Source organism: Microcystis sp. M31BS1 (genome assembly GCF_020245285.1).
In the GTDB taxonomy this organism is placed as follows: domain Bacteria; phylum Cyanobacteriota; class Cyanobacteriia; order Cyanobacteriales; family Microcystaceae; genus Microcystis; species Microcystis panniformis.
Window position 1 is genome coordinate 1 of the sequence record NZ_JADBVE010000045.1, and the last position, 13,095, is coordinate 13,095.

Annotated in this window: 12 protein-coding genes; 3 read left to right on the forward strand and 9 right to left on the reverse strand. The window is 39.6% G+C overall.

The window, feature by feature from the left end; all coding sequences use genetic code 11:
• Nucleotides 1–223 precede the first annotated feature (223 nt).
• From IM509_RS02420 to lepA, 3 genes are all read right to left on the reverse strand, one after another.
• The gene (locus tag IM509_RS02420; protein WP_185237256.1) at nt 224–2,038 is read right to left on the reverse strand and encodes an ABC transporter ATP-binding protein; all 1,815 of its coding nucleotides are present in this window, start codon (nt 2,036–2,038) and stop codon (nt 224–226) included.
• Between the two features lie 386 nt (nt 2,039–2,424).
• Nucleotides 2,425–3,600, reverse strand: coding sequence for an AAA family ATPase (locus IM509_RS02425; RefSeq protein WP_052276602.1), 1,176 nt, complete (start codon nt 3,598–3,600; stop codon nt 2,425–2,427).
• A 59-nt stretch (nt 3,601–3,659) separates the two neighbouring features.
• Nucleotides 3,660–5,471: a translation elongation factor 4 gene (gene lepA, locus IM509_RS02430; protein ID WP_052276601.1), complete on the reverse strand. Its 1,812-nt coding sequence runs from the start codon at nt 5,469–5,471 to the stop codon at nt 3,660–3,662.
• A gap of 333 nt (nt 5,472–5,804) precedes the next feature.
• On the opposite strand from lepA, the gene IM509_RS02435 reads away from it, so the two are divergent.
• The 3 genes from IM509_RS02435 (at nt 5,805) to IM509_RS02445 (ending at nt 9,440) form a co-directional block, all read left to right on the forward strand.
• Entirely contained in the window at nt 5,805–6,035 is a 231-nt protein-coding gene (locus IM509_RS02435) for a type II toxin-antitoxin system CcdA family antitoxin (protein ID WP_002732463.1), read from the forward strand.
• A 226-nt stretch (nt 6,036–6,261) separates the two neighbouring features.
• The gene (locus IM509_RS02440) at nt 6,262–6,582 is read left to right on the forward strand and encodes a hypothetical protein (RefSeq protein ID WP_185237257.1); all 321 of its coding nucleotides are present in this window, start codon (nt 6,262–6,264) and stop codon (nt 6,580–6,582) included.
• Nucleotides 6,579–9,440 (forward strand): CHAT domain-containing protein, encoded by a 2,862-nt coding sequence (locus IM509_RS02445; protein ID WP_185237258.1) that lies wholly within the window; start codon nt 6,579–6,581, stop codon nt 9,438–9,440. Before IM509_RS02440 ends, IM509_RS02445 begins: the two co-directional genes overlap by 4 nt.
• Nucleotides 9,441–9,467: 27 nt before the next feature.
• Here the strand turns inward: IM509_RS02445 and IM509_RS02450 are convergent, their stop codons facing one another.
• From IM509_RS02450 to IM509_RS02475, 6 genes are all read right to left on the reverse strand, one after another.
• Nucleotides 9,468–10,196 (reverse strand): class I SAM-dependent methyltransferase, encoded by a 729-nt coding sequence (locus IM509_RS02450; RefSeq protein WP_185237259.1) that lies wholly within the window; start codon nt 10,194–10,196, stop codon nt 9,468–9,470.
• Between the two features lie 3 nt (nt 10,197–10,199).
• Nucleotides 10,200–10,331, reverse strand: coding sequence for a hypothetical protein (locus IM509_RS02455; RefSeq protein ID WP_002744308.1), 132 nt, complete (start codon nt 10,329–10,331; stop codon nt 10,200–10,202).
• Between the two features lie 95 nt (nt 10,332–10,426).
• Nucleotides 10,427–10,879 (reverse strand): DUF7689 domain-containing protein, encoded by a 453-nt coding sequence (locus IM509_RS02460; RefSeq protein ID WP_185237260.1) that lies wholly within the window; start codon nt 10,877–10,879, stop codon nt 10,427–10,429.
• A 5-nt stretch (nt 10,880–10,884) separates the two neighbouring features.
• Nucleotides 10,885–12,378, reverse strand: coding sequence for a hypothetical protein (locus IM509_RS02465; protein ID WP_081417866.1), 1,494 nt, complete (start codon nt 12,376–12,378; stop codon nt 10,885–10,887).
• 195 nt (nt 12,379–12,573) lie between these two features.
• Nucleotides 12,574–12,729: a hypothetical protein gene (locus tag IM509_RS02470; RefSeq protein ID WP_249264895.1), complete on the reverse strand. Its 156-nt coding sequence runs from the start codon at nt 12,727–12,729 to the stop codon at nt 12,574–12,576.
• A gap of 89 nt (nt 12,730–12,818) precedes the next feature.
• Nucleotides 12,819–13,007, reverse strand: a complete 189-nt coding sequence (locus tag IM509_RS02475; RefSeq protein WP_024968736.1) for a hypothetical protein — start codon at nt 13,005–13,007, stop codon at nt 12,819–12,821.
• Nucleotides 13,008–13,095 lie beyond the last annotated feature (88 nt).

The following is a 13,095-nucleotide window of genomic DNA, read 5'->3' on the forward strand; positions in this document are numbered from 1 at the left end:
GTCAAAACAGCTTCTAGGGAATAGGTAAGTAGGTAGGCACAATTATTTGTAGGATGGGTTAGCGGTAGCGTAACCCATGCGGGCGTTGGGTTTCATGCTTCAACCCAACCTACGTTCATTTTATATTTAATTCCACCCACCCACTTAACGGTTTCGTTAGACATGGTGATCAACTCCCATTAGATCATATTTTCTCAGTCCGCTATCGAGGACTATCTTAAAACTAAACCAGTTCGCCACTTTCTTGCAAAGAGTGGAGACGTTGATAGATTCCCTGCTGATTTAATAATTGATCATGGCTACCGATCTCGACAATGCGACCATTATCCAAGACGACAATTTGATCAGCTTCTCGAACGGTACTGAGACGGTGGGCGATAATAATCGTGGTGCGAGTGCCTAAAATGGATTTCATGGCTAGTTGAATGGCTCTTTCTGACTCATAATCTAAGCTAGAAGTGGCCTCATCAAAAACTAACACATCTGGATCAACAATTAAAGCTCTAGCAATTCCTAAACGCTGTCTTTGTCCCCCCGAAAGACGCACGCCCCTTTCCCCTACAATAGTGGAATAACCATTAGGTAATTCGTGGATAAATTCATCGACACGGGCGATTTTACAGGCTTCTGCTACCTTCTCGAAGCTAATATTAGGATTACCATAGGTGAGATTTTCTAACACCGTACCATTAAAAACATCTACTTCTTGATGGACAATCGCTAACCGGCGCCGATACCAAGTGACATCTAAGCGACTAATATCCTCGCCATCTATCATAATTTGCCCTTGATTCGGTTCAAAATAGCGGAAAAGTAACTTAACTAAAGTGGATTTTCCTGAACCAGATCTTCCGACTAATGCCACGGTTTGATAGGGTTCAATCAGCAGATTAATATCCTTAATAATCGTTCTTTCTGGACTATAGCCAAAGCTAAGATTACTTAATTCTACTTTCCCGGTAAAATGATAGGGATTATGTTGAGCATGATCGGCTAAAAGACTACCAGCATCAGTTCCACTAGGCAAGTTAATAAATTTGTTTAGACGTGCCATAGAAGCATAGCGACGGGCGAAAGTTTCTGCCATTTGGGATAGGGGATCTAATTCCGCATAGGCCATACTAGCGAGGGTATAGGTGGTGATAAAATGCCCGATCGAGATTTTCTGTTGAACGGTAGCTAGGAGAGTAAAGAAAAATACTCCAAATAAACTAGCCTGGACGAGGGTTTTTTCCCAAGTTATTAAGTCCACATAACCCTTATGAATGCGATGGATAACGTAGGTAAATTCTCTCTCTAAACGCTGTTTTTGACGATATAATTCCTGTCCTTCTGTGGCAAAAGCTTTGACGGTCTTGATATTAGTAATAATCTCAGAATTGCGACTTTGGGTATTTTCGATGTGCTGATCAAGAATTCTTTCTTTTTGCATTAAATCTTTTAAATCTCTCAAAATAAAAGCTACAATTAATACAAAAGAAATAAGAAAAGCAAGGGCGATTTGCCATTGAATTATCCATATAACAATAAAAATACCGAAAACTCTAAACAATTTTGGGATCATCATTCCCGCCACTTCGGGATAAGTCCAAGTATGATTTTCTATGCCTTTGGCGATCCGGTTAGCGATGCGTCCTGGATTATTTTCATCGTAAAAAGATAGGGGTAAGGTGAGAATTTTGGCAATAATTTTTCTGAGATGATCTCGTCGCGCTCTTAAGGATATTTCCCAGTGAAACCAGACACCCACCCAAGGCTGAATTGGTGCTTTAATTACCGTGGTTAGGAAAATTAAGCCTAATAATACCGCCAAACTAACCCACTTTTCTGAGGCAAAGGGAGTTAAAATCATGGTGCGATCAACTAAAGACTGCACGAATCCATCTAAAGGTTGATCAGAAAGAACATTAAGAATCTGTCCGACAGCGTAGGGAACCATCAGATCGATAATTTCAAAGACACTCGATGCAGCAATGCTCAAAAAGGCGGCTTTTTGATAATTGCGATAGTAACTGAGAATATCCCGTAAGGAAGCCATAACATCAAGTAAATTGCCAATTTTTAACTTCTATCTGGTAACTGCTAACTGAAGAGACTGACGGCACTTTTAGGATTGTTTTTCTGGAGTTACCATTATACTACAATACTACAAAAATCTGCCGAACTAGAAATTTCTAGGACAAAAGCCTTGTCATAGTCTTGTATTCTCGATCAGCTATTAGTCAGGAGATGATGCCAAATCAGCTTATATTTCATCGTCGTCAGAAGCACCACAGATCAATTTATCGGAAATTTTGGCGAATATTATCACAAAAATTAATAAATTTCTGAAAGGTTTTTAAGTGTTCAGTTTTATCGATACGCTGCAGTATAAAGCTTTTTTTCGGTACTTCTTCCTTCAAATAAAAAATAAATATTCATCGATTAACTAATTCCTTGGGGAAATTCTTCTAAGACATTGATAAGATCAATAAAGGCTTTTTGTCGAGTTTTAGAAATATGAAAATCAGCCGCATTGTTTACCTTAATTACTCCTCCTTTACGAGTGACTATTTTCCAATAGGCAGGACTGATATTATTAATTATATAGGGATGATGACTGGTAATAATAAACTGTAAATCTCGATAATTAACTAATAAATCTTCTGTTAAAGTGTCCAAACAGTTAACCCCCAAACTATTTTCAAATTCATCGATTAATATAACGCTGCCATCAGGAGATAATTCGATCGTTGCTAAGAACATCAGGCTTTTTATCATTCCAGAGGAGATATTTGGTTCTACAATCCAGACATGAGAGTTTTTTTCTTTTATTTGTATGCGAGGTAAGTCTTCAAGTAAAAAAATTGGAGTTAATGAAACAAGCATACCAATATCACCTAGTTTGAATGGTTCTAAAAATTCTATTTTTAAATCTTCAACTTGAGGGAAAATATCTAAAAACTTTCTCTTTATTATCTCGAACGTATCGGGATATTTTTTATAAGTGATCAGTAGTTTGTCGGAAATAGGAAGTTGACTCGATTGTAATTCAGAGAGAGAGGTATATTCGTAGTCTCTAAGGATTTTATCCAATGTTGAAGATGAGATATTAAACTTAAGTGGATTGAAAACCATTTTGTTAAATTCCTGTCGAACAGGGAAAACATCTTCTTCTTGATTGAAAAGCTCTATACAGCTTAAATAAGATGGTAGTTTTGGTGTCTTTGAATGTTTAAACTCAATTACCTCTTGGTTTCTTTCGATCAAAACCTCTTGATCTTTTAAAAGAGTTTCACTAATTATACTAACCTTATTTTCATCGTCATTACTATTGACTTCATCTTCTTCAATCTTGATGAGAGAACGAGCTTTTCTAACCTCAAATTCACCCAACCAATGATAACGAACATGATCATTGGTTAAAAATTCTACATCCCATTTCACCCCATTTATAGACTCACCGTTAGTGATTCTTTTTAAATTCCTAATAGCCTTTAAAATCGAGGTTTTTCCTGCACCTGAGATACCAACTAATAAATTCAAATCTGGAAAAAACTCGCAAGAATCTATACTTAATCCAGAGGATAAATCTTGATAGGATAATCTCAAAAGTTTCATAATAATTTCTTTCCCTCTGCCAAAACTAAAAAGGGTGAGTTAATTCTCACCCCTAGACTTTACTGAGGATCGAGTTTTAGGACTGCCATAAATGCTTCCTGGGGGACATCAACAGTTCCGATCGCTTTCATCCGTTTCTTCCCTTTTGCTTGCTTGTCTAACAGCTTTTTCTTGCGGCTAATATCACCACCATAACACTTAGCTAAGACATCCTTTCTTAAAGCGGGAATATGTTCACTAGCGATGATTTTAGAACCAATAGCTGCTTGAATGGGAACCTTAAATTGATGCCGGGGAATCAATTCTTTTAACTTTTCGGTTAAAGCGCGACCAACATAATAAGCTTTATCCCGGTGAACGATCATCGCTAAAGCATCAACGGGATCACCATTGACCATAATATCTAATTTAACTAGCTCATTTTCCCGATAGCCAATTAATTGATATTCCATACTAGCATAACCGCGCGATCGAGATTTTAATTGATCGAAAAAGTCCGTCACCACTTCCGCTAAAGGTAACTCATAAATCAAAGCGGTGCGAGTTTTAGTAAAATAACGCATATCCTTGAAAACTCCCCGACGACTTTGACATAATTCCATCAAAGCACCTACATAGGTTTCCGGAGTAATCATTTCCACTTGGATATAAGGTTCCTCAATTTTTTCCCGTTTTTGTGGGGAAGGTAACAAACTGGGATTATCCACTTCGACAATTTCCCCATCGGTGGTAGTAACCCGATAAACTACCGAGGGAGCAGTGGTAATTAAATCTAAGTTATATTCCCTTTCTAGTCTTTCCTGGACGATTTCCATGTGTAGCAGTCCCAAGAAACCGCAACGGAAACCAAAACCCATGGCGCTAGAAGTTTCCGGTTCGTAGGATAGGGCTGCATCGTTTAATTTTAACTTTTCCAGCGCATCTTTGAGATCGGCATACTGATCAGCATCGGTGGGGAATAATCCGCAGAAAACCATCGGTTTTGCTTCTGTATAACCGGGTAAAGGCTCTTTTGCCGGTTTAGTGGTTAGAGTAATCGTATCACCCACCCGGGCATCAGCAACAGTTTTAATCGCGGCTGCCAGATAACCCACTTCTCCCGCGTGAAGTTCATTTACCTGTACCTGTTGCGGTGATAAAATTCCCAATTCATCGATCACAAATTCTTTACCAGAAGCCATAAAACGAATTTTATCGCCCTTTTTCACCCGACCATCCATGACGCGGAAATAGACAATTACCCCTCGATAAGCGTCGTAATAACTATCAAAAATTAAAGCTCGGAAGGGTTCTGCGAGGGTATCTTGGGGAGGGGGAACCAATTGGACGATCGACTCTAGAATATCATTAATACCGATCCCAGCCTTAGCCGAGGCCCGAATCGCCTCACTACAGTCTAAACCCACCACTTCCTCGATTTCCGCTGCGACTCGTTCCGGTTCGGCACTGGGTAGGTCGATTTTATTTAAAACTGGGATAATTTCGAGGTTATTTTCCAGTGCTAGGTAAACATTGGCTAAAGTTTGCGCTTCTACGCCTTGGGACGCATCCACAACTAATAAAGCTCCCTCGCACGCCGCTAGAGACCGAGAAACCTCGTAGGAAAAATCCACATGGCCGGGGGTATCAATCAGATTGAGAACGTATTTTTGACCATCCTTAGCGGTATAATCCATGCGTGCCGCTTGTAACTTGATGGTGATACCTCGTTCCCGTTCCAAGTCCATATTATCGAGAAATTGTTCTTTCATCTCCCGTTGGGCTACGGTTCCTGTAATTTGCAGGAGGCGATCGGCGAGAGTTGATTTACCATGATCGATATGAGCGATGATGGAAAAATTGCGAATGCGAGAAACGGGAACGTCAGTCATCGTGGTTCACTGCTGGCAAAAGTCAGGGGTTTATAAAATTTTAGATTCCTTAATTCATTGTAGAGGTAAAGTCTCTAAGGCTGGAGCAAAAGTGAAAAGTAAAAGGTAAAAAAAGCTAAACTGCAAGTATAGTTAGGGTTTCGGCCTTGGCTTCCCCTCTCGGTATCCACAGGAAACTATGGTCAGTTTGAGTATGGGGACAAAATCAGGGAAAGGGCAATGGCTAAGGGAAAGCTCTATGATTTGTCCAAATCGGATTACCATAGATAAACTCTTGGATAAGAATCCTCGACTGACGGGTAGAATGATAGATAGCAATCATTAATAGAGCTTATGAACGACAATGCTACACCGACTCAGCGCACGGCGGAGAAAGTTGAAATCGCTATTCACCTTGACTCGGAAGTTTTAGACCAGATTAAACACCTGACTAACGATCCTAGTCGCATTATCGAAACAGCGATTAAACAGTGGCTAAGAGGAGAGAAACAACCGGATGAGGACTTAACCCGTCATCTTCGACGCAATCCCCCCGTACCACCCAAAGGGGAATGGAATGACTAAGATTTTTCAGTCTCTAATAGGTTATTTCCCGACGGAGAGACTGAAATATTTTCTTAGGTCAACCATTGATAGTAATTGAGATTTTTTCCCCAACTAAGCTAGTCATACTAAATCCGTTGAGTATAGGCTACATATCAGGACAGGCAAAAGGTGGAATAGATAATCAGTTTTTAATAAACGGATTTAGTATCATTTTGCTTGGGTACTTACGGGAGGAACAAAACTGATGCGGATAGAAATTGAAGGCTGCGATGCTATCAAAGTTGCTCAGGACATCCTAGAGATGGAAGGGGTGCAAGGCAGCTACGAAGTTATCTCCGAAGTGCAGAAAGAGGGAACCCTTGCTACCATCGCCACCATCATCGGCATTATTAGCGGAACAATCGCCATCGCTGAGAAATTTTACCAATTAAAGCAAAAAATTGACTCTCCTGAAACCCCGAAGATCGAACGAGTGTTAATTGTGAGCAAAAACGGCGATCGCCTGATGCTCAAAGATGCTACCCTAGAGCAACTACAAAAACTCTTGGAACAAGAAAAATCATGAAGATACTGCATATTGATCTTCAGGAGAGGGGTAGCAATAGGGTTGAGTTCCGATTTTTCTGGGATAACCCCAACCAGACTCGTACCTACACAAGATGCTTGAGTGAAATAGACAACCTAAGTAAAAAGGCCGACACCGATTACTATACCCGTTTACCGAAAGACCACGCCAGAACAGGACAAGGTTTATACCGATGGTTAGATGGTACGGAGCGCATCCTCCAGAGCGAATTAGATAGCCACCGGGGAGAGAAAATAGTTCTGGCTATCAGCACCAGCCAAGGATTAGCTCATCTACCCTGGGAATTATTACACGATTGTCAGGGTTTTCTGGTGTCTAAGTATCCCGCTATTGTTCCCCTGCGGTGGATGAAAACCGGTAATGAAAGGCTGTTAACTGTGGACAACAACCCGCAGGATCGAGCCTTAAATGTGGTTTTCATGGCAAGCTCTGCTAAGGGTGTAAAGCCTATACTAGATTTTGAGGCAGAAGAAGGGAAGATCCTCAAAGCAACTAGAGGAAAACCCCTATCTTTAACCGTTGAAGAGAGCGGATGTATTCAAGAATTAGGCGAATTGATAGCCAGTAAAGATAGAGGATATTTCGATGTTATCCACTTGAGCGGACACGCTACCATCAAGGAGCGGAAACCCTATTTTATTACCGAGACGGAATACGGAGATAGGCAAGATACCAGCGCCGAAGATATTGCCAGAGAATTACAGTTTAATTTACCCAAGCTGTTGTTTTTATCAGGGTGTCGGACAGGCTACTCCGATGGTGATGAGATCCTTTCGATGGCCGAGAAGTTATTAGAAAATGGGGCTAAAGCTGTTTTGGGGTGGGGTCAACCCGTCAGGGATAACGAAGCTGCTGACACGGCGGCCATCCTCTATGAAAAGCTTTCCCAAGGCTTTACTTTAAGCGAGTCGTTAGCTTTTGCCTATCAGAAGTTATTGGAAAATCAGGCGAGGGATTGGCATTGTTTACGCCTCTATGTGAGGGGAAGTATCCCAGAAGCTTTGGTAAGGAGAGGACAGAAAAAACCTTTACCTCCCGTATCCGTTGTTGACCAATTTGTGGACCCAGAAACGAAATATTTGCGGGTAGCCACACGGGAAACTTTTATCGGTCGCCGCCGTGATCTTCAGGATTGCTTGCAAGTGCTGAAAAAACCCTTTGATAATTCTAAAGCAATTCATAAGGCCGGGGTTTTCCTGCAAGGTTTTGGTGGTAACGGGAAAAGTACCCTCGCTGCTCGTCTGTGCGATCGCCTTCCAGACTATACTAAGCTTGTCTGGTGGCGACAAATTGATCAAACTAGCTTGGTTAATACCCTAGCTAAAAAATTAGATCGTTCACAACGTCAAATCCTTCGAGATTCTAACGAGGAGTTAGACTATCGCTTAAGGGATGTTTTTGGTCAGTTAAACCAGCCTTTTTTGCTCATCCTCGATGATTTCGAGTGGAACTTGGAATGCCCTTCATCCAGCGATGACTATATCCTTAAAGCAGAGGTAGCCCCCCTATTAAAAGCTCTCGTTGAGGCGATACAGGAAACCAAGTACTATCATCGCCTGATTATTACCTCGCGCTATACCTTCAATTCCCGTCTATTAGAGGAATTTTATCATCTGAACTCTTTGCCTTCTCTCAAATACAAAGAGTCAGATTTAGAAAAGAAACTGCGGCGGTTAGAGCATTTTAGTTCAGGTAAGATTGATAAAAGCTATATAGAAAGAGCTTTTAGTTTAGCCGATGGCAACCCCCGTCTGTTGGAATGGCTCAATAATGAGGTTTTAAGTTCAGGGGATATAGATGCTAAGTTGCGGTCATTTGAGAATGAATCTGATGTTACTTGGCGCGATAAGATAGTCTGGCGGTTAGAGGAAAAACCGCAACTATTGACGGATGAAGCTCTTGAAAAAGTGGTCAGTAATTGCCTAATCTATGAAATTCCTGTCCCTTTGGCTGCTTTAGAAGCGGTTTGTCAATCTGTTCCCAACTATCAGAAAAAATTACAACAAGCACAGGATAAAGGCTTGATCGAGGTAATCCGCAATGAGGACAGAGAAACCCTCTATCGCGCCTCTCACATCAAACATATTAACCCCCATATCGAGCTTCCCAAAGATGCAAGTAAGCTTTCTGATTTATCAGGAACAGCATCCAAGGCTTTAACCGAGCTTTGGGGGAATAAAGAGAACGAAAACGAGGAAAGATGGCGCGAGATTTTCCGTCTAGCTTTTGCAGAGAAGGAAAACCCTGAAAGATTTAGGGAACAATTCGATAAGATGATCTCGGTACAAAGAAACGAAGAAGCTGATCACGCCTACGAAAAGGAACTGAGAAAACACAGGCAATATCTCAAAGCAAATACAGGGCAAATCTATCAAAAGTTAGAGGAGTACCTAGAGCAACAGGATTGGAAAAAAGCCGACTACGAAACCGCTTTCATTATGTACCAGTGGATGATCATAGAAAATTATAATGACTTCTACGACCTTTTTAGTCAGGTATCCCTAGATGTAATCAATGAAATTGACCGTCTCTGGGTGAAATACAGCGAAGGGAAATTTGGTATTAAGAGACAGGCGAAAATTTACCGTGACCTTGGGGGGACAGAAGAATATAATCGGGAAGTATGGGGTAGTTTTGGCGATTGCATAGGTTGGCGACAAGGAGGTATATGGTTGGAGCTTGAAAATATAGAATATCCTGCCACAGCAGACTTGAGCGACTTTACATTTCCAATTCTTATATACCATCACTTTTACCAAGGTGGGGGTGGGGGAATTGTTTATGGAGCGAGGAGAATTTCTACGTTAGCTTCAAGACTTGAATCCCAAAATATTTAACTTAGGTGCTAACAATCGGGTAAAATTCTATTTAGAGGCTATAATCAGTGCATCCATATATTGACGTAAGTATAAGGTAACTTCTTGAAATCCAATTTCTGAAAGTTCAGAGATTGTTTCATCTTCATAGCGTATTCTATTAGGTTGTTCATCCGTAGTATAGTGCAACATAACCTCTTTCAGGAGATCGAACCTTTCAGCAGATACAAGGACTTCAAAGAATTTATCATATTGCCACTTTATATCACGGTTATGCTGTTCACCTCTTTGCGCGATTTTATCAGCGTCTAATAACTTACCTCCAATGAGAAGCCGACTATATAATAGTTGAAATACTTGAAAACGATAGAGTGCCAACATATTGTGAAAAGTGAATCCAGAAACAATAAAATTAAAGTTATTCAAAGGATAACTTTGCAAAAAGTTTAAAACATCATCCTGAATAACAACAAGAGTCTCTTGAGATAGGTAATGTGAAAGCCTTGAGCGGATTTTTTGAATCATCGAAGGTTCGTTATCGATAGCGATTATCTTAATATTTTTTGCTTCAGATAGGATCATCTCAGTTAATTCTCCATCGCCACACCCAATTTCTAGGATCAGCGATTCCTTTGGGCAAGAGTTTTGATAGTTAATTAGTAGTTTGACTAACTCTTGTCTTAACTTTTTAAGATGAGGACGAGCAGATTGCCAGAGACTATAATCATCACCTATCTTGCCGTCAAACCTTCTTTCTATAAGTTGATTATTTTCCATAAATTATAACTTAGCTATTTTGGTGTACATAGTCAGAGACTTAATTTTGCTGAAAGACTTGCCGAACATAATATTTAGCTTTTGATGGCAATTCGCTACTTCCTCTAAACGCTTAACTTTGGTACTTTGACTCATTCCAATTATAGCATATCTTTACAATTGCAGAACTTCCACGAGCAAACTTAAGATAAATATCTTATCTGAAAGCAGAGCTAGACTCTAGCCTACTATTAATCATGTCTTCTCCTCATAATAATGCTGAGGTTTCCAAGACTCTGACGTATCCCTTCAATTTCTACAATAAAATTTTCCACTAATTCATGTTGTACATCTTCACGAACTCCTATTTTACTCGTCCATCTTCCAGTGTTTAATTGCCGACAGGCGTGAGAGGGACTACCATTAATAGTATAAATAGCGATTTTTTCAACAAAAAAACCGTTAGGACTAAACTCTAAATTAGGATCACCAATTGGGCAAACTTCAAAATGCTCGGTCCTATAGGCATCTATGAAGGCACTTAGAGTGTTCTCCCTTGGTATTCTAGCTGGCCAATATTCAGTCTCCAATCCATCGGGAAACCACCAACGCTCTTGATCATTTACTGCCCAAGCAAAGGAATTGTAATAAGGAGTTTTCGGACTGGTTATATGACTATCACCGTTAATGATTACAATACACATACTTTTTAAATAGATGATTTAGTGTTCATTAATATATCCCCTTTAATATATCCCTTTCGGATACCCCAGTGCAACCAAGCATCGATCATCTCCTTAGACTTACCCCGGCTGTCTTTAGGAACCGGATCTTCACCAGAAATAGCTTTTAATGCCCAAAACCAACGGCTAGGAAGGCTTTTTGGCTCTTTAAGATTTTTGAGCAAAAATGGTATAACATCTTGCCCCATTCCAATAATTCTCTGATAGTTAGGATGTATAATCGCCTCATGGGTTGAGGATAAATGACTTGTTTCATTAATCCAATCTTCAGCAAGACTTTCAAACTCCCTTAGTCTCTCTGCCCGAGTTTGTTTGTTAACTAATATGGCAAGTAAAGAAGAAAAACTTTGTAAAAAGCTAAGATTATTATCGAATAGCTTGAACTTATATCCAAAAAATAGAGCAATAGCTCCGATGAATTTTCCCTCAAAGAAAAGTGGGAAAACGCCAAAGGCTTCAAGTTTTGAATCTTCAAAATGTTTTAAATCAGTTTGAATAAACCGATTATTGTTTTTCTCCTCATGTACTCCTTCAATAAATTGACAAGTATTTGAAGAGATTTTTTCTGCAAACTCCTTTCCAACCTCTTCAAGATAAACTCGACATGAATTACTTACTCCAGATACTTCAGAAAATCGTAAAACTTCCATTACTTCAGAAGACAATTTTTTTCTGTAAAGAATGGCAACTTTATATGGAGTCTCGTTGCCGACTAAGTATTTGAAAATTTCGTCATACATCCTTTCTTGATACTTGTCAAAGGAATCAACTGGGATAATATCTGCAAGGTATGTCAAGTAATTGAGTATATTAATCTCAGAATCCCTGTGAATATTAGATAGTTTAGCAGAGGCGACTCCTGCTAAGAAAGCTACTGTACAGGGATCAAAGCTTGCCAGATCGTCAATATTGCCCTGATCATCAACTTTGTTTATAATTCTCAATACTCCATAGGTTTTGTTTCGTCCATTCAAAGGTAAGGCAATGGCAGAGATTAATTTGCCTAGCTTATCAGAATATTCCTGTCTATACTTCAAATTTTCATACTGGAAAAGCTCTCCAGTAACCTTCCCATATGATCCATCAGATGGATTGGCAGCGCTGCCAGTGAAACTCTCCCCTTTCGCATACCTCTCTTCTTGTAGCCATGTATCATCTATTGGCTCACCATTAACGTCTTTGCCTTGAATGGCAAAACGCTCTAGTACATCATCCTTAGAGATTAAAAAAATCGCTGCAACTTGACACTTAGCTTCTTCACAAACTTTTTTTAGAATATATTTTACCGTATCTTTCTTATTGCTTGTAAAATTCATTAAGGCTTGCTCAAGTTGTTCAAAATCAGAAAGATTGTCTAATCTTTTTGTTTGATAACTTATAAGGTCGTTTCTAGTATTTAAAAATTGATTAGCCTTAGTTGCAGTATCGTCACATTTCTCACCTTGTAAACTCTCAGGCATTTAGTTGCTCCTTGAAATTTAGTCAATTTACTCAAGATTCCCATCACACTCAAGTCGAGGCTGATGAGAATAAAAGTATTATGGTTAATTAAGAACAATCATGCTAATGATAGTTTTATCTATCAATTATTAATTGTAACATGGATTTACAGGTTTGTCAATTGTAGTGTCTTCGAGCTGCCATCTTTGTGCCGATCACTCATCACCGTTAGATGCCCTTGGTATAGTTAAGCCGATCAATGCCCTGGAACTCAATACTTCTCGGATCTGCTCAGTTTCAAACTCCGGAACAAGACGACCCGAAAAGGGAAAATTAGCAATCTGTTCTGAGCGTCTAGTCAATCTTTCCACCAGTCTTTGAGCATATTGAGGGGAGTTTTGTGATATGTATTTGTAGATGGATGATCAATGATTAACGGCGGTTTCTGTCCAGAAAACTTTCATGGCTCTAGCTTGAACTTAGTGCGTACTTCTGCCACAGAAATAACCTTTTCCGCCTCACTATCGGCTAACCCGGCTTCAATTGCCTGTCTCATATAAATCTCATACATCAAATCATCCCATGTAGAATTATCCGGCAATTTATCGATTAAATTTCTGGCTTTTTGTTTAATGTTTTTTATTTCTATAATGGTTTCCCAAATGACTCCTGACAATGGATAATTATCAACTATTCATTATTAATTAAAAGGGCGATCGCAGAATTACATCTTCTTA

What these genes read in the sequence shown, in the direction of transcription:
- IM509_RS02420 (WP_185237256.1), bottom strand. Translation starts at nt 2,038, where the DNA reads ATGGCTTCCTTACGGGATATTCTCAGTTACTATCGCAATTATCAAAAA.
- IM509_RS02425 (WP_052276602.1), bottom strand. Translation starts at nt 3,600, where the DNA reads ATGAAACTTTTGAGATTATCCTATCAAGATTTATCCTCTGGATTAAGT.
- lepA (WP_052276601.1), bottom strand. Translation starts at nt 5,471, where the DNA reads ATGACTGACGTTCCCGTTTCTCGCATTCGCAATTTTTCCATCATCGCT.
- IM509_RS02435 (WP_002732463.1), top strand. Translation starts at nt 5,805, where the DNA reads ATGAACGACAATGCTACACCGACTCAGCGCACGGCGGAGAAAGTTGAA.
- IM509_RS02440 (WP_185237257.1), top strand. Translation starts at nt 6,262, where the DNA reads ATGCGGATAGAAATTGAAGGCTGCGATGCTATCAAAGTTGCTCAGGAC.
- IM509_RS02445 (WP_185237258.1), top strand. Translation starts at nt 6,579, where the DNA reads ATGAAGATACTGCATATTGATCTTCAGGAGAGGGGTAGCAATAGGGTT.
- IM509_RS02450 (WP_185237259.1), bottom strand. Translation starts at nt 10,196, where the DNA reads ATGGAAAATAATCAACTTATAGAAAGAAGGTTTGACGGCAAGATAGGT.
- IM509_RS02455 (WP_002744308.1), bottom strand. Translation starts at nt 10,331, where the DNA reads ATGAGTCAAAGTACCAAAGTTAAGCGTTTAGAGGAAGTAGCGAATTGC.
- IM509_RS02460 (WP_185237260.1), bottom strand. Translation starts at nt 10,879, where the DNA reads ATGTGTATTGTAATCATTAACGGTGATAGTCATATAACCAGTCCGAAA.
- IM509_RS02465 (WP_081417866.1), bottom strand. Translation starts at nt 12,378, where the DNA reads ATGCCTGAGAGTTTACAAGGTGAGAAATGTGACGATACTGCAACTAAG.